Origin of the sequence: Treponema sp. HNW (genome assembly GCF_050320395.1) — a bacterium.
GTDB lineage: Bacteria > Spirochaetota > Spirochaetia > Treponematales > Treponemataceae > Treponema_C.
In genome coordinates this window covers 2481133-2498203 of the sequence record NZ_CP144459.1, presented here as the reverse complement: position 1 = coordinate 2498203, position 17071 = coordinate 2481133, and the positions used below count along the sequence as shown (strand labels likewise).

The 17071-nt window shown below is 44.9% G+C and carries 15 protein-coding genes and 1 tRNA gene; 6 read left to right on the top strand and 10 right to left on the bottom strand.

Going from position 1 to position 17071, the window contains the following annotated elements; all coding sequences use genetic code 11:
* Positions 1-66 precede the first annotated feature (66 nt).
* From V1L52_RS11825 to ndk, 7 genes are all read right to left on the bottom strand, one after another.
* Complete coding sequence (locus tag V1L52_RS11825; protein WP_428769926.1) at positions 67-1344, bottom strand: ABC transporter substrate-binding protein; 1278 nt, start codon at positions 1342-1344, stop codon at positions 67-69.
* A 75-nt stretch (positions 1345-1419) separates the two neighbouring features.
* Positions 1420-2421, bottom strand: a complete 1002-nt coding sequence (locus V1L52_RS11820) for a LacI family DNA-binding transcriptional regulator (protein WP_428769924.1) — start codon at positions 2419-2421, stop codon at positions 1420-1422.
* Between the two features lie 165 nt (positions 2422-2586).
* A tRNA-Asn gene (locus V1L52_RS11815) sits at positions 2587-2659 on the bottom strand.
* 77 nt (positions 2660-2736) lie between these two features.
* Complete coding sequence (locus tag V1L52_RS11810) at positions 2737-2940, bottom strand: helix-turn-helix domain-containing protein (RefSeq protein WP_428769922.1); 204 nt, start codon at positions 2938-2940, stop codon at positions 2737-2739.
* 130 nt (positions 2941-3070) lie between these two features.
* Positions 3071-4420: a signal recognition particle protein gene (gene ffh, locus V1L52_RS11805; RefSeq protein WP_428769920.1), complete on the bottom strand. Its 1350-nt coding sequence runs from the start codon at positions 4418-4420 to the stop codon at positions 3071-3073.
* A 3-nt stretch (positions 4421-4423) separates the two neighbouring features.
* Positions 4424-5470, bottom strand: a complete 1047-nt coding sequence (locus tag V1L52_RS11800; protein ID WP_428769918.1) for an NAD(P)H-dependent glycerol-3-phosphate dehydrogenase — start codon at positions 5468-5470, stop codon at positions 4424-4426.
* A 24-nt stretch (positions 5471-5494) separates the two neighbouring features.
* Complete coding sequence (gene ndk / locus V1L52_RS11795; RefSeq protein WP_428769916.1) at positions 5495-5944, bottom strand: nucleoside-diphosphate kinase; 450 nt, start codon at positions 5942-5944, stop codon at positions 5495-5497.
* A 185-nt stretch (positions 5945-6129) separates the two neighbouring features.
* Here ndk and V1L52_RS11790 point away from each other — a divergent pair, with 185 nt between their 5' ends.
* Positions 6130-7911: a phosphotransferase gene (locus V1L52_RS11790; RefSeq protein WP_428769914.1), complete on the top strand. Its 1782-nt coding sequence runs from the start codon at positions 6130-6132 to the stop codon at positions 7909-7911.
* Positions 7908-9455 carry a BCCT family transporter gene (locus tag V1L52_RS11785; protein WP_428769912.1) on the top strand — a complete coding sequence of 516 codons (1548 nt, stop codon included), beginning with the start codon at positions 7908-7910 and terminating at the stop codon, positions 9453-9455. Before V1L52_RS11790 ends, V1L52_RS11785 begins: the two co-directional genes overlap by 4 nt.
* Positions 9456-9731: 276 nt before the next feature.
* On the opposite strand, the gene V1L52_RS11780 is transcribed toward V1L52_RS11785, so the two are convergent.
* The 3 genes from V1L52_RS11780 to V1L52_RS11770 are packed head-to-tail and all read right to left on the bottom strand — an operon-like array spanning position 9732 to position 12773.
* Complete coding sequence (locus tag V1L52_RS11780; RefSeq protein ID WP_428769910.1) at positions 9732-10877, bottom strand: iron ABC transporter substrate-binding protein; 1146 nt, start codon at positions 10875-10877, stop codon at positions 9732-9734.
* Positions 10874-11971, bottom strand: coding sequence for a FecCD family ABC transporter permease (locus V1L52_RS11775; protein ID WP_428769908.1), 1098 nt, complete (start codon positions 11969-11971; stop codon positions 10874-10876). The genes V1L52_RS11780 and V1L52_RS11775 overlap by 4 nt, the downstream gene beginning before the upstream one ends.
* 34 nt (positions 11972-12005) lie before the next feature.
* On the bottom strand, positions 12006-12773 hold the full coding sequence (locus V1L52_RS11770; RefSeq protein ID WP_428769906.1) for an ABC transporter ATP-binding protein: 768 nt from the start codon (positions 12771-12773) through the stop codon (positions 12006-12008).
* 265 nt (positions 12774-13038) lie between these two features.
* On the opposite strand from V1L52_RS11770, the gene V1L52_RS11765 reads away from it, so the two are divergent.
* From V1L52_RS11765 to V1L52_RS11750, 4 genes are all read left to right on the top strand, one after another.
* Positions 13039-14361 carry an ABC transporter substrate-binding protein gene (locus V1L52_RS11765; protein ID WP_428769904.1) on the top strand — a complete coding sequence of 441 codons (1323 nt, stop codon included), beginning with the start codon at positions 13039-13041 and terminating at the stop codon, positions 14359-14361.
* Positions 14358-15248: a carbohydrate ABC transporter permease gene (locus tag V1L52_RS11760; protein WP_428769902.1), complete on the top strand. Its 891-nt coding sequence runs from the start codon at positions 14358-14360 to the stop codon at positions 15246-15248. The genes V1L52_RS11765 and V1L52_RS11760 overlap by 4 nt, the downstream gene beginning before the upstream one ends.
* Before the next feature lie 20 nt (positions 15249-15268).
* A complete protein-coding gene (locus V1L52_RS11755) occupies positions 15269-16108 on the top strand; it encodes a carbohydrate ABC transporter permease (RefSeq protein WP_428769900.1) in 840 nt (279 codons plus the stop codon).
* Positions 16109-16252: 144 nt separating this feature from the next.
* Entirely contained in the window at positions 16253-16912 is a 660-nt protein-coding gene (locus V1L52_RS11750; protein WP_428769898.1) for a GntR family transcriptional regulator, read from the top strand.
* The last annotated feature ends 159 nt before the right edge of the window (positions 16913-17071 follow it).

Here is a 17071-nt window from a genome sequence, read left to right as displayed (position 1 = left end):
GCTGTCCAAAAGGCCGCAGCGTTTCAGACAGCCCGTCGAGCAAAGATTATACGTAACCGATTATTTTCAGTACGTAGCCAATATTTCCGTTACTTTTTTGTCCATAGCTTGAATTGCATCGCCTGCATTTTGATTGTTTGCAAGAGCATATTCGAGCATATCCGACATATTGCCGTATACTTCTTCCCATGCGGGAGTATTAGGTGCCGGAATAACCGAGTCCGCGGCCATTACGTAACCGGGTCTGTAAGGCATAGCCTTGAATTCGGGCTTATTGCGTACGGAAAGGCGGGTAGGAATGTGGCCCGCTTTTGCCCACATTTCACCGTGTTCGGTCATCCACAAAATAAAGGTCAGCGCCGCTTTAACCTTTACGGGATCCATCTTCTTTTGTACGGGAATTGCAAGGGTGTGAGACCCTGCCCATGCGCCGGGTTTTCCCCAGAGTGCGGGGAAGGGAACCGCTTCGAAGTTAAGACCTTTTTGCTGTTCAAATCCGCCGGTTGCCCATACGCCGTTGATATGGAAAGCGGCTTTTCCCGCTTTGAAATCCCCTACCGAAGAGTCATAATCGTAGGCTTTGGGTACAACCCCGTGCCTGTTTGCCAAATCAATAAGATCCTGTGCAACCTTTTTGCCGTGTGCCGTATTAAAGGCCGTTTTGTTTTTTTCGCTGTCGATAACCTTTCCGCCGCCCTGTCCCATGCCGGAAATAAAAATTCTGGTTAAGGTGTAGGCTTTGTATACGGCCGTCGTATTGTCGATTGCGATTCCGATTGCTCCGGTTTTTTCCTGCACCTTTTTGGCAGCTGCAACGAGTTCATCATAGCTTTGCGGAATCTTGGTAACTCCGGCTTTTGCGAGCAAGTCTTTGTTGCAATACATAATGAGCGGGTGTACGTCCAAGGGCAGTGAATACTGTTTGCCGTTGAATTTACATGCATCGGCTGCGGCTTTTACAAAGTCGCTTACGGGCGCATTCATTTCCTTTAAGGCCTCATCGAGCGGATACAAAACGCCGCTTTTAACGTAGGGGAGCATACTGTCGCGGTGTACAACCACTACATCGGGTGCGTTTTTACTTGTTAAAGCGGTTGTAAGTTTCGTATAATAGTCCGAGAACTTTGCGGTATCGGTTTTTAGAACTATGTCGCTTTGGCTCCGGTTGAATTCGGCAACCATTGCGTCGAAAAATTCTCCGTCTCCGCCGGTAAATAATGACCAAAAGCTGATTTCAACCGGCCCTTTTTTTGCCGCGTCCTTGGTTCCGCCCGCAAATACCATACTTGCCGCGAAAACTGCAGCCAGCAGTATCACTGCCGACTTTTTCAAATGTTTTTTCATGCCTTCCTCCTGATAATTTTTTTTATAACCGCCGTGCGGTTTCAGTTGTAAAAGGGTTCTTTTACAACAGGCATCCTAGTCATTCAGGGTCGATTCCCTGAACATCATACGGGTTTTTAAATATATCGTTTTATACGGACGATCTTTGTCTTTTATATGCTCTATCAATTCCAATACCGCTTTTTCTCCCAGACGGTGTTTCGGCACTTCGAGGGTACTTAAAGCGGGTGTCAAATACTTTGCAATGTCCAAATTGTCGCAGCCTGCAACTTCTATTTTTTCGGGGACGCGTATTTTTTGTTCATTTAAAGCGCGAAGAACACCGGCGGCAACAAGGTCGTTAAAGCAGATAACCGCCGTAAACTCAAGACCTTTTTTTAGTGCCTTGTCGACCGCCTTGTAACCGTCTTTAATATGGCCGCCGCTTTTTATTATATACGAGCGGTTTATCGGCAGATTGTGTTTGATGCATGCGTATACATAACCGTATAAGCGGTCAAAGGTATTGCTTACCATGGCAGGTCCGGTTATATATAAAATACGGCGGTGTCCCTTTTTTATAAAACGCTGCGTTAAATCATGGGTTGTACGGGCGTCATCGAATAAGATAGCGTGTTTTTCCAAACCGAGTACTTTTCTGCCTGCAAACAGATAGGGATGGGGAAATTTTTCGTACAGGGCCATTACATGCTCATCGTTATATACGGGCATGCTGATAAGGCCGTCAACTTGGCGGGCTTGCAGAATTTTAAGAGCTGCGCATTCGTTTTCCGGGTTTTCTTCGGTATTCATCAGCAAAATATGATAGCCCTGTTTTTTTGCGGTTTCTTCTATACCCAAAATGATTTCGGCAAAAAAGGGGTTGGAAGAATCGGCCGAAATAACTCCGATTGTTTTGGTTTCTTTACGGCGCATACTGCCTGCAATGTAATTCGGAATATATTCCATTTCTTCGGCGGCTTTTTTTATAAGCTGAGTCGTTTTAGCGCTGATGTTTTTGTCGCCCCGCAAAACACGCGATACGGTGTTCACCGAAAAGCCCGTCTCTTTTGCCAGCGAAGAAAGCGTTGCTGCCATAGGTTAACGTTAACCTAAGTTTTTAAATTTGTCAAGCGAATTCTTACAGGAAAAATTAATTCGGTACAAGAAGCATGACGGAAAAGGTCCGGATATAAAAAAAGCCGTCTTTTTACCGCAAGTAAACGGACTGAGACGGCTTTTTGTAAAAAGGGCTTTTAATAGCTCCCCCGCGCAGGCTTGAACTGCGGACCCACAGATTAACAGTCTGTTGCTCTGCCGACTGAGCTACAGGGGAAAGTAGATATAATCTACACTAAAAGGCCGATTGTGTCAATAGGTCGGCTCTTCTTCGGTTCTTCAGAAATCGGCTTATCATGATTCAAATAAGCGCTTCGGATGTATTTTTAAAACACCGCAGGCTTTTTCCAAAAAAGCTATGGACGGTGTACAGCTTTGCGTTTCTATGTGGGCGACAAGGCTGGATGACACGCCGCACAGCTCGGCAAAGCGTTTTTGAGTTAAGCCTGAGCGTTTGCGGTGTTTTTTTATGTTTTGTGCCAAAAGTTCCCGTATCATAGTTTGCAGGTATGCTTTAATGCACCTCCTGCGCTATAATAACACGGTTTTTCCGAAAAGTAAAGGGACTGCCCGAAAACCTCGGTTTTCAGACAGCCCTGTTCCCCGTGCGGTGCTGAAGAGTATCCGGTCAGAAAGCGCCGAATTGCCGCATCATCTTTGCCTGCATGCCCTTGTTTTTAGTCATTTTTTTCATCATGAGCCGTGTTTTTTCAAACTGTTTGATGAGGCGGTTTACCTCTGCAACGGAGGTGCCCGAGCCGCGGGCAATACGTTTCCGCCGTGACGGGCCGATAATCAAATGATTTGCCCGCTCTTTTTTCGTCATCGAACAGATAATCGCTTCCTGAGTTTTAAGGCCGCTTGTATCGATATCCTGAGGATTGATTTGGCCGGAAAAACCGGGCATCATTTCCATCAGGGACTCTATGGGCCCCATTTTTTGTACTTGCCGCAGCTGTTCAAGCATATCTTCAAGACTGAATTCGTTGGAAGCCATCTTTTTTTGAAGGCGCTCGGCTTCTTTTATATCTATCGTTTCCTGAGCTTTTTCAACGAGCGATACGACGTCTCCCATACCTAAAATACGGCCGGCTATACGCTCCGGATGAAAAACTTCGAAATCTTCTATTTTTTCTCCCGTACCGATAAATAAAATGGGTTTTCCGGTTACGCTTTTGAGCGAAAGGGCCGCACCGCCTCTGGTATCCGAGTCGAATTTCGTTAATATAATACCGGTTAAGCCGAGACGCTCGTCAAATGTTTTTGCAATATCGACCGCATTTTGACCGGTCATGGAATCGGCAACCAAAACCGTTTCATCGGGAGTCAGTGCTTTTTTGATATCCGCAATTTCGTCCATCATCACTTCGTCAAGCTGCAGGCGGCCGGCGGTATCTATAATGAGGGTATCATACCCGTTTTTTGCCGCAAATTTTTTAGCTTCTTTTGCAATCCGCAAAGAATCCTTAGGCGTACCGGGGAGGGCAATATCCTCTTTGTAAACGGGAATACCCGCTTTGTCGGCGGTAATGCATAACTGCTGTATGGCGGCCGGCCGGACAAGGTCACAGGCTGCGAGAAGGGGCTTACGGCCCTCTTTTTTTAATTTGGCCGCAAGTTTTACCGCCGAAGTCGTTTTTCCCGAACCCTGTAAGCCGGAAAACAAAATAACGGATTGAGTGTCGGGGCCTTTTAAATGCAAGTCGGTTTTTGCGTCGCCGAGTAAGGCGGTGATTTTATCGTGTACGATTTTTATAAACTGCTGGCCGGGATTAACCGCACGCAGTACTTTTTCGCCCTTTGCTTCTTCTATGGTACTGTTTACAAAGCGGCGCACAACACGAAGGTTTACGTCGGCTTCAAGCAAAGCGGTTTTAATCGATTCAACCGTCTCTTCAATATTTTTTTCGGTTATGACGGATTTTCCGCCGATGGTGCGGATAATTCCGCTGAACGTATCCGTTATTTTTTCAAGCATTGTTTACCTCAATAATTCGATGAGAAAATCCAAAGGTTTTATCTCTTTATTCAGAATTCGGTATAAGCCGCTGCAAATGGGCAGTTTAATGCTCAGTTTGCGGCTTATTTCCTGTATGTATTTACACGCAACCGCTCCTTCGGGAAGATAGCCGATTTCACCGATGCGTTCAATACAGTCATCCAGGTTTTTAAAAGAATCGAGTATGTTTTTTTGAATAATATCGCGTCCGAACCTGCGGTTTCGCCCGTATGTTGAGCGGCAGGTTACTTCCAGGTCGCCGACGCCCGCTATTGATGTAAAGGTTTCGGCATGGGTTGCACCGAGGGCAAAACCGAGGGTTTGAATTTCGTTTAAGCCTGCGGCAAGGAGGAGGGCTTCGGTATTATCGCCGAACATATTCGACTGTTCCGCTATTGCATCAAGACAGCCGAAAATAACGGCGATAACGTTTTTTGCGGCGGCGCATATTTGTACGCCGACAACATCCAAACTCGAAAACACCATCAGGCCGGGTACTTTCATCAATTCCCGAAAACGTATTGAGTTTTTCGGATTTTCGCTTGCGGCAATCAGGCCGGTCAATTTTCCCGCGGCGACTTCTTCGGCATGGCTGGGGCCTGAAATATATACAAGGTTTTTACGGTATGCAAAAGGCAGGACCGTTTCCAGTACGTCGAGTATGAGCTTCGGTCCCGTATCGGTCGGTATAAGGCCCTTGGTTAAAACGCCGATACAGGTTGAACCGTTGACGATTGACGGTATATCGACAATTTGCGCAACGGTACGGGCAAGATATAAAGAAGGAGACGAAAGAATTAAAAAATCTTTGTTTGAAGCGGCTTCTTTTATATCCGAAACGGCGCGCAGCCTCGGCGACAGGGGGATGTTCTTGAGATAGCGTTTATTTTCATGCTGCGTATTTATATCGTGTACAACGTCCGCTTCAAGCGCCCATAATTCGACATCGTGGCCGCCCGACGAAAGGCTTTGCGCCATCGCGGTTCCCCAAGCCCCGGCTCCTATAACGCCTATGGTTTTTCCGTTCATGCTTCTACTCTGCCGCCTTTTTTGCTATATCCATTTATCCGTGTATTCGTCATGCCATGAAATAATTTCTTCGGGTTTGAAAAACAAAGCGCATTCACGTTCTCCGCTTTTGGGGCTGTCGGATGCATGTATGATGTTCAAGCCCGTGTGAATACAAAAATCGCCCCTGATGGTTCCGGGAACCGCATCGGCCGGATTTGTCGCGCCGACAAGCTTACGGATTAAAGCAATGCAGTTATCTCCCTCCCAAACCATTGCCAAAACGGGTGCCGATGTAACGTAGGTAACCAAATCCTTAAAAAAGGATTTTTTTGCATGCTCGGCATAATGCTGCTTTGCCAGCTCCGGCCCGATTTTCATCATCTTGGCTGCGCTTAAGTTTAATCCCTTTCGTTCAAGCCGGCTTATAACTTCGCCGACAATTCGCCGGTTTATTGCTCCCGGCTTTAACATAACAAAACAGCGTTCATTCATGTGTGTGTCCTCGTATACATAATTTAATTCTTACTATTATAACGTTTTGTATCTTATTACGCAAGATAGCTTTTGCCGCTGTCACCGATCCTTTTCCTTAACCGGTTCAACCGCTACAGGGTGTTCACTCTTTTGTAAAAATGGTATAGACAGTGAACATGATATCGGTTATACTCCTTAACGTTATGAACAAAAAATATTTTCAGATAATAGAATTTTTACTTAAAAAGCAGGATGCATCTCAGCGCGAAATTGCCGAGGCTTTAAACATATCGGCGGCATATGTGAATAAGGTTGCAGCCGCTATGAAAAATGACGGCTTTTTATCCGAAAGCGGAAACGGGAAAAAAACGCCTACTAAAAAAGCCTTGTCCGAATTTAACGCGTGTAAGGTTGACAATGCCGTTATTATGGCGGCGGGTTTCGGTTCGCGCTTTGTTCCTCTGTGCTATACTACGCCCAAGGGGCTTTTGGAAGTGTTCGGCGAACGTATGATAGAGCGTCAAATCAGGCAGCTCAAAGAAGCCGGCATACATGATATAATTGTTGTTGTCGGATATTTAAAAGAAAGCTTTGAATATCTTATTGATAAATACGGTGTAAAGCTGGTGTATAACCCCGACTTTAAAACAAAAAACAATCTTTCAACCCTCTATCATGTACGGCATGAATTAAAAAACACCTACATTTTATCCAGCGACAATTGGCTTAGAGAAAATATGTACCGTTCCCATGAATATGATTCATGGTATTCGGCGGTTAAAATGAAGGGTAAAACAGGCGAATGGGTTTTAAAAACCGGTTTAAACGATAAAATAACCGGAGTTAAAGTGGGCGGAAAAGACAGCTGGGTTATGTACGGTCCTGTATATTTTTCAAAAGGGTTTTCGAAAAAAATAAAACCGCTTATAGAAACAGCATATAAACGCGATGACAGCGACGACTGGTATTGGGAAGACGTATATATGCGGAATATAAAAAACTTAACTATGTTCGCGCATAAGCAAAAAGACAATCAGGTATACGAATTCGAATCGCTTGATGAAATACGCTTATTCGACCCTTCCTATTTGGAGGCATCGCATAATAAATGGCTTGAGCTCATTGCAAAGATATTTAAAAAAGACGAACGCTGTATTACACATCTGAAACCGCTTAAATTCGGCATGACCAATAAATCATTTTTGTTTCGAATAGAAAAGGAAAATTATATTTTCAGAATTCCCGGAGAGGGAACGGAAGATTTAATTAGCCGCAAAGAAGAATACGAGGTTTATAAAACCGTTGCACCTTTAAACTTAAGCGATACGATTATCTATTTTGATCCGGCCTCCGGGGTAAAAATCAGTAAATTCGTTGAAGGCTGTCATAATGCCGATGCCCATAGCGAACACGATCTTAGGCTGTGTATGCAGGCGGCACGGCAGCTGCATAGTTCAGGCTTAACCGTTCCTCATTCGTTTGACTTTAGAGAGCGCATTGGCTGGTATGAAAAGCTGACCGAGAAAAAAAACGGCATTTTTTATAATGATTACCGTGAAGTCCGCGCAAGGATGGATGAACTGTTGGATATGCTCGATTCGATACCTAAAGAACGGTGTTTAACTCATATAGACTTGATTCCCGACAACCTTATCATACGGGACGAAACGGTTAAGCTTATAGACTGGGAATATGCGGGTATGTGCGACCCCCTTGCCGACATAGCCATGTTTGCAATTTACGCCTATTACGACAATGCGCAGCTGGAACATCTTATGCGCTTGTATTTTGAAAGAGAACCGAGTACTCAAGAGCGCATACGGATTTATTCTTATACGGCTCTTTCCGGATTTTTATGGGCATTGTGGACATGCTATAAACAAGCCTTGGGAATAAGCTTTGACGAATACGGACTTAAAATGTACCGTTATGCAAAAGATTATTATAAAAAAGTAAAAGAGATAATAGAGGCGGACAAATTATGAGCAGTAAAAAAAACAGGTTTGAGCAAAAGGGAAAAATCGACCGATTGATTACCGTCGTGCCGCTTGCGGTCATTATTTTAATTGCGGCTTTGCTTTTGCGTTTTCCGAATGCTTCCATGAAAGTCGTCGATACGTTATGGTATGTGTTCGTCAATAAACTCGGCTTTTTTTATATACTGCTCGGCTTGGGTTTGGTGTTTACCGCCATAGGACTTGCATTTTCAAAATACGGTTCCATAAAATTGGGCGGGGGCGAAAAACCGCGCTATTCCGATTTCGAATGGGGTTCGATGATTTTTACTTCAACGATGGCGGCCGATATTTTATACTGGTCGCTTATCGAGTGGGCATACTATTTTAACGAAAGTCCCTTCGGTATGACGGGCTTAAGCCTGGCCGAAAAACAGGATTGGGCATCGGCTTATCCGCTTTTCCACTGGGGGATAACACCCTGGGCCTTTTATATCGTACCGGCGGTCGCCTTCGGCTTTATGCTCCATGTGCGCGGAAGGACAAAGCAAAAGCTGTCCGAAAGCTGCAGGTCTATTTTCGGCAATAAAATAGACGGGTTTCCCGGTAAATTGATTGACGTATTTTCCGTTGTCGGCTTGCTTGCCGGAACGGCGACAACCTTTTCGTTGGCAACCCCCCTCTTGTCTTCGGCGGTGTCGCATTTATTCGGTATACCCGAAAGTAAATTCTTAACGCTCGGCATTTTATTGATTATCGCCGCAGTATATACCGCCGCCGTTTTGCTGGGTATAAAAGGAATCTCGCAGCTTGCCAAAATTTCGGTTATATCGTTTTCCGTTCTTTTAATTTCCGTTTTTATAGCATCTCCGAAAATTTACATTATAGAAACAAGTATAAGCGGCTTGGGAAAGGTGCTCCAAAATTTCTTTTCCATGTCTACATGGATGGACCCCCTCAGAATTTCGGGTGCCGAAGGTTCAGGGTTTCCGCAAAACTGGACTATTTTTTATTGGGCTTATTGGATTGCGTGGTTCGTTGCAACACCTTTTTTTATCGGAACGATTTCGGAAGGCAGAACGATTAAAAACACCGTTATAGGCGGTCTTTTGTGCGGTATTGCCGGCACCTATTGTTCTTTTATGATATTGGGTAATTACGGTTTGCACTTGCAGGTTCACGAAATGTACAATGCGGCCGATGCGCTTCAAAATGCGGCCCCTGCGGACGTTATTATAAACATTCTTAAGACAATTCCCTATTCAAAATTGATTTTCGGCATTTTAATAATTACAATGATAGCCTTTTATTCAAGCACCTTCGACGCCATTACCCTGGTTATCGCCTCTTATTCGCAAACCGACCTTGCAAAAAACGCCGAACCGAAAAAGGGGCTGCGGGCATTTTGGGCAATTGTGTTTATCGTGCTGCCTGCCGCCCTTATTTTAGTGGGAACCGATTTAAATCAATTACAAAGCCTGTCCATTATAGCGGCTTTTCCCTTGGGAATTATTATCATTTTGATTGTCGTCAGTCTTTTTAGGGATTTAAAATCATATGAATTGAAAGGATAAAAAGGGCTGTTCAAAAAGCGGAGACATTTCGATGCCTCCGCTTTTATTCTTTTTAAACCGGCAATTCGTCGTTTTAACAATCAGCGGTTTTTATAAACCTTCCTTAAAATAAAACAGCTGAACAAAGTATGAGCTTTGGAAGCTGTTTTATTCGTGCTTTCGTAACGCAAGTAAGAAAGCACATAAAATGACCGAGATTCGCCGCAACGGATTTATACAGGCGAATCTAAATTAAAGCAAGCGGCGTCATTTCAGCTGCTTGCTTTAAACCTTCGGTTATTTTTTTTCTTTTAAGTATGTGTTTTTATCCAAGGCGTCGAGCGTGATGTCTTGGAAACCGCCGTACACGGTCGGGGCGAATTCGTTGTAGAGTTCTTTTCCGACAAGGAACTTGTATATTTCGTCCGCCTTTTTGGCAGGATCCACATCTTTGAATTTATCCGGATAAATCTTTTTTCCGATAAAGTATGCGTCGGCAATGGCGGTGTCGATGTTTTCGTTGCACCAGACAAAGGGAAGCTGTGCGTACACGCGGCCTTCTTTAAATGCTTTAAGCGATTTATAATAGGCTTTGTTTTTGTTGTAATCTTCCTGAATAAGGTGAATACTCGTCAAATCGATAAAGATAATGTCGGGATTCCATTCAAGCAGTTTTTCCTTATCCACCATTACCATGCCGTCTTTGTTGATACCCGTAACGACGTTTACCGCATTTACGGCTTCAAAGAGGGGATAATTTTCGCGCGTGCCCTCTATGCCGTGGGGACCGTTCCATGCAAGGCCGCCCGCATACACCGTAAGCTTTTGCGAATCCGGAATGTCCTTTGTTCTGTCGTTCAAATCTTTTTTGCAGGCTTCCATAAAGTCCACAACTTCTTTTGCCCGCTGTTCTTTTCCGATACATTTACCGATTAATTCAATCGACTTATAAACTTTAGGGTCAAAGATAACGCCCGTTCCGTAATCGAGGGCGACAACCGGAACATTGCACTGCTCCTGAATGCGGTTGATTGCGGCGACCTCGTCGGGATACACAAAAAATACGTCCGGCTTTGCAACCAATACCTGTTCAAAGTTTTGAATCGAATAATTGCCGCCGAAAACCTGCATTTTTTGCAGTTCGGGATTTGCCAAAGCGTAGGGTCTTCCGGCCGCTCCCTTTGCTTCCCGCTCGGATACGCCGATAAGCTTTTCGGTACCCGCAACGTAAACGTATAAACGCAGGGTTGCAGGCTCTTCCGCCAGGGAGGTTTGAGCATAGCCGTCCAAAACGACGCTGCGGCCGACCATATCGGTAATTTCGATTTTACCGCCCGTTTTTTGAGCCGATGCGCTTTGTCCGGCATCGTTCTTTTTTGTACAGCCCGTCAATACGAGCAGTACCGCTAAAAAAGCTGAAAAAATGATACTCCGTTTTTTCATTCTTTTCCTCCTGAATATTTATCTTCACGCAGTAAGATATACAAAAATAGGGGTGCGCCTAAAAACGAGGTAATAACTCCGACCGGAAGAATTACCGGCGCGATAATTGTCCTTGCAACCGTGTCGGCCGAAAGCAAAATAAGGGCGCCCATGAGGGCCGAGCCGGGAATAAGATAGCGGTGGTCGCTTCCGATAAGCATACGCGTTATCTGCGGGCCTATAAGGCCGACAAAGCTTATAATGCCCAAAAACGAAACCGCCGTCGCAGTAACCACCGAAGAAAAAAGCATACCGCCGAAGCGTACGGCCTTTACGTTAACTCCCAAGCCCGCAGCCGAATCTTCTCCTACATTAAAGGCGTTGTAATCCCAGCTTTTAAGCATAAAGTAGACAATGGAAACCGCCGTTACCGCTGCCAAAAGCCACATTTCTTTCCATGCGATACGCGCCAAATTGCCGAACGTCCAAAAGACGGCGGACGCGATTTTTTGGTCGTGCGAAAAAAACTGCAAAAAGGTAATACCCGCGCCGAACAGGGAACTGACCGATACGCCGGCCAACACGATAACGTCCGCACGGAATCCCTTTATCTTTGCCAACGCTATAACAATGAGGCCCGCCCCTATGGCGCATATAAAGGCGCTCAGCGTTACGATATAGGGGTTTGTAATATATACCGTGTCGGCGGTGGAGCTTTGAATGCTGCCCGCTCCCAGCACGATGATTGCGACATTTGCGCCGAAGGCGGCCGCCGACGTAATGCCCAGTGTTGAAGGGGAAGCCAGCGGATTGCGTAAATTGTTTTGCATAATACAGCCGGCTGCCGAAAGACCCGCCCCCGCGATAATCGCCGCAAGAATTCTGGGAAGCCTTATTTTCCAAATAATCACTTGAGCTTCTTCGGTTCCCCTGTGCACAAGGGCTTTTAAAATTTCGGGCACGCTTAACCGGGCCGAGCCCGCATTGACGCTTACGATAACCATTACAAAAATTCCGGCAAGCAAGAGCATATTAAACAATACGATTTTTGCCGAAAACTTTTTATAACGCGCCAATAAAGCTTTATGCGGCGCACTTGTATTTACATCAGTCATAGTATTCCCCGGTTTGTTTTTGCGGATTCTTGTCCTATTCCCGTATTTGCCGCAGCGGAACGACAAAGGGTTTTCCCGCAATCGTGTGCAGCTCCACTTCCACCGAATACACTTCGCGCATATGATCTGCGGTTATCACTTCGGCTCCTCCGCAGGCGAACACCGAAGCGTCTTTTAACAAAATGAATTTATCCGCATAGCGAAGCGAAAGATTTATATCGTGAATCGATACAATAGTTGCAATGCCTTTTTCGGTGCAGTACCTTTTTACAATATCCATAACGTCAAGCTGATTTTTAAGGTCGAGGCTGCTCGTAGGCTCGTCCAGCAAAAGAAGGGCGGGCTCTTGCGCAAGGGCGCGTGCCACGACAACCTTTTGAAACTCGCCTCCGCTTAACTCGTTTGTGTAGCGCAGGGCGTAATCGGATAAGCGCAAATACTCGATAATTTCGCATACGATTTTATGGTCGTGTTCGGTTGCGTGCAGTTTTATATAGGGTTTTCGGCCGATTAAAATGCTGTCGTACACGGTCATTTTTGATGCCGCATTGGACTGGGCCGTATAAGAGATTTTTTTTGCAATGTCGTTTTTTGAAAGCTTGTGCGTGTCGATGCCTTCAACCAAAACGCAGCCCTTATACGGCTGTAAAATTCGGTTGATGTTTTTTAACAGGGTCGATTTTCCCGCTCCGTTTATACCCAAGAGGGCGGTAAAGCTTCCTTTTTCGATGTCAAAATTAATGTCGTGCAGTATATCTTTTTTATATTTAAAATATACGTTTTTTACTTTCAATAAGCCCATATGCATCCTAATATAAATTCGGGTACATTCCCGTATGAGATTCGATAAAATAATTTCGGGTTTTAAATCGCCGTTCGTCCGTTTTCCGGCAATTTAAAGAAAAGCCTTCGTGACTTTATATTACTCTGCGTGGGTAAATATCGATATAAATTGTACCTTAAAGAAAGCCTTAAGTCAAGATTTATATTTTTGCTTGACAAAACTGAACCTTGAGCCTAGGATACAGAAACACACGCTTATGGAACACGTTTTTATGGGGGAGAATATGAAAAAAAGTGTGAGGATTTCAATAAGTGCGGTTATTGCAGCCCTGATTGTTTTTACCTCCTGCATACCGGTGAGAAAAAAGGGCGGTAAGCATATCTCTTCGGCTGCGGACGGCCCGGTAATTCTCACTTGGTGGGAGTTTCCCAATTTTGACGGAGACGGTTCTTTTGAGCGTAATTTAATTGCCGCCTTTGAACTGAAAAATCCCGATATTAAGGTTAAGCTTGAAATGATTTCTTTTCAGGACGGTCCGGCTAAAATCACGACTGCCATTGCCTCGAATACGGCTCCCGATTTTACCTACGATGCCCCCGGACGTATTATCGCTTGGGGAAATGACGGTCTTCTTGCTCCTCTCGATGATATTATTGCGCCTGAAAAGGCTCACCTTGCTTCGGCCCCTCTTGCGGCATCCAAAGGAGCCGACGGTGCATACTACATGTATCCGGTGCATACGGGCGGTTTTACGATGGCTTTCAACAAAGAAATGCTTGAAGATTTGGGACTTATCGATATGCTTCCCTATAAAACGGCCGACCGCACATGGACTTTAAAGCAGTATGAAGACCTTCTGCGTGCTATAAAGGCTAAATTGCCTCCCGGTAAGGTGCCCGCCGTCTTTTATGCAAAGTCTCAAAGCGGAGACCAGGGGACCCGCGCCTTTATGGTCAATTTGCACGGAAACGCACCCTTAATGAATGAGGATCGTACACGGTATGTTTTTAACGGTCAGAATGCGGTTAAAAACGTACAGTGGCTGCAAAAAGCGGTGAAAGAAGGTTTATTGATGAACGGAGCGGCTTTACAGGCAGGGGATGCAATCGATATGTACTGTGCGTCAAATGCGGCCGGCACTATTTTATATTCTTTGCAGTTGGAAAAAATCAACGATGCAAAAATCAACTATAACGGTAAAAAATTTACTTCGATTTTTATGCCCTTTCCGAACGATGCCGGAAACCCCGTACTTGAGTTTATCGTAGGAGGCCCCTGTATCTTCGATAACGGCGATCCGGCGAAAATTGCCGCGGGCAAAAAGCTGGCAAGCTTTATCGCTGGGGATCCTGAATGGGCGCCCAAGCTTATCGCCGCTACCGGCCTGTTTCCGGTAAGCGATAAAATTACTATCGAGCTCGATAGCGATGAGCAAAAATGGAACGCCCGTGCCGCCCGGTTTTTCGGTGACTATTATAATACCGTTGCAGGCTTTTCGGAAATGCGCACCTATTGGTTTCCCGCCATGCAGGCTGTTTTAAACGGCCGGGACGCACAAAAAACGCTGGATATTTTTGTACAGCGTTCAAATGCGGTGGAAAAATGATAAGAATAAGTCCCCGGCTCAAGCGTGAAACGGCGGTATCCTATCTCTTTTTGCTGCCTGCGCTGAGCTTTTTTTTAATCTTTGTTTTATTTCCGATTTTTCGGGGCATTTACGTCAGTTTTTTCGATTACGGACTGCGTAAATTCACCTTTATAGGATTCGGTAATTATGTACGGCTTTTTCGGGATCCGATTTTTCTTAAATCGCTTGCAAATACATTTATGCTCGTTGCCGGTACGGTTCCCCTTATTTTGCTTTTTTCGATTTTTGTTGCCGCAAATATTTATACAAAAAAGCCGGCGGTGCGCTCGTTTTTTCGGGGCGTTTTTTATCTTCCGGCCGTATCCTCAATCGTCAGTATTACCGTTGTATGGGGATGGATTTATCACCCGCTCTACGGTATTTTAAACTATGTTTCGGAATTTGTCGGTATAATTAAAGAGCCTATTGCATATTTGGGGGATGAGCGCTACGCCCTCGCTGCCGTGAGCGCGGTTTTATTAACCGCATCGGTAGGTCAGCCCGTTGTTTTATATACCGCCGCTTTGGAGAATATTCCTTTGAGTATGATAGAAGCGGCCGAGATGGACGGAGCCTCCGATTGGCAGATTTTTACTTTTATAAAATGGCCGGCTCTGCTTCCGACCACCCTTTATATTTTGATTATTTCGACCATCAATTCATTCCAATGTTTTTCGTTGATTCAGCTTTTAACCGCAGGCGGACCGAACTTTGCCACTTCGACTATTATGTATCTTGTATATGAACGTTCGTTTACTCTCTATCAATTCGGTTATTCGTCGGCAATGGGAATTATATTGGGCCTTTGTATCGCATCGATTTCAATCCTCCAATATGCGTTTTTAGGTCGCGATACATCCTGCTAGGGATTCGGGAGTTTTTATATATGGTACAATTGCATAACCGAAAACGGTTTATTGCGGTAAATCCGATTACGTATACGGTTTTAATTTGTGTAACTCTGCTTTTTATCTTTCCCTTTTATTGGATTTTAACCGGAGCTTTTAAAGAACAGCTTGTTGCGGTCAGCTTTCCGCCGCAATGGTTTCCTCGTACCCCGACTCTCATCAATTTTGTCCGCTTGTTTGAACAGCCTGCAGGACGCTGGATAATCAACTCGTTTGTTGTTTCAATTTCGACAATGATACTCGTATGCGCCGCCGCGTCATCCGCAGGATATGTACTGGCAAAAAAGAATTTTATCGGTGCAAACACGATTTTTTGGATTTTTATTGCGGCTATGGCTCTTCCCAAGCAGGTTATCCTGATTCCCCTGGTCCAACTGATTTCTTCGTGGGGATTTCACGACACCCTTGCAGCCTGTGTTTTGCCCGCAGCCGGCTGGCCCTTCGGTGTTTTTTTGATAAGACAATTCAGCCGGACAATACCGGCCGAGCTTATCGATGCGGCGAAAATCGACGGCTACGGCGAGTTTGCCACTTTTGCGAATATCGTCGTACCCTTGGTAAAGCCGGGAATTGCGGCTTTGGCGATTTTTACCTTTATTCAGGCGTGGAACGATTATTTTTCTCAGCTGGTATTTTTGAACAGCCGAGCCCGCCTTACCCTGCCCTTGGGTCTTGCGAGTCTTACTCAGGAATTCGGCGCGGATTACGGCGTGTTGATGGCCGGAGCTTTGATTGCTTCCTTACCGATGATAGCACTGTTTTTGATTTTTCAAAAATATTTTACACAGGGTATTACTGCAGGAGCTCTGAAGGGGTGATTCTTCACATTGCGGGAGAATTATAAAATGCAGCTGCGATACCGATTTTATTGAGTATACCGCGCCGTGTTCCGGCATGCGGCCCGAATTTTATTTTGTTTGACTTATCGGTTTGTTTCGGATATACCTTGAAAAGGTTTTTGTATGTCGGATTTAAATATAAGTGTTGAACAGTTGTATATTGAGCTCAGGCGCCGTATCTTAACCGGTGAATATACCGGCGGATTAAAATTATCCGAAAACAAGCTTGCAAAAGAATTTCACGTATCGCGCATGCCCGTCCGTGAATCATTTAAACACCTCGAACAGGACGGTCTGTTAACGATTTTACCGAAGTCGGGTACCTATGTGCGGTCTCAGTCTCTCGGGGAAGTTAAGGAAATTTTGGAAGTTCGTACCTTTTTGGAAGCCTTGGCTATACGTTTGGTAATAGAACGCGGTGAAGAACCGTCGGAACCGGAAGAGTGCCTTTCACTTATGGCCGATTTACTTGAACGCAAAGATTTTGATGCCGTGGCCTTCGGTGAGATTCATTTTAGGTTTCATCGTTCTTTGGTACAGCTGGCGGGGAATACCATGCTTACCGAAACGTACGATAAAATGCGTTTCCGTTCTTCGCGTCACGTTTTCTTTTCACCGATGACGCCGAGCGAACAAAAACTTACTCACCGGGAGCACGAAAAAATCATTGCCCTTATACGCGAAAAAAATCCCGTAAAAGCCGAACAGTTTATCATTACGCATCTGTGGAAACGAAAGCGTAAAAATCTTATTGCGCTTATAGAAGAGCAAAACCCGAATTGAACCGACTCTGCTCGATCCGATTTTTCCTGCCTTCTCTGCGTTTAAATATCCCTGTACTTTTTTGATAGGAGTAGTCGTTACCGCTCACCGGTAAAAATCGTTTATTTATTATCAACTCGAAGAATAAAGCTTTATCTAATGGGCTTTTGGAAAGAAAGA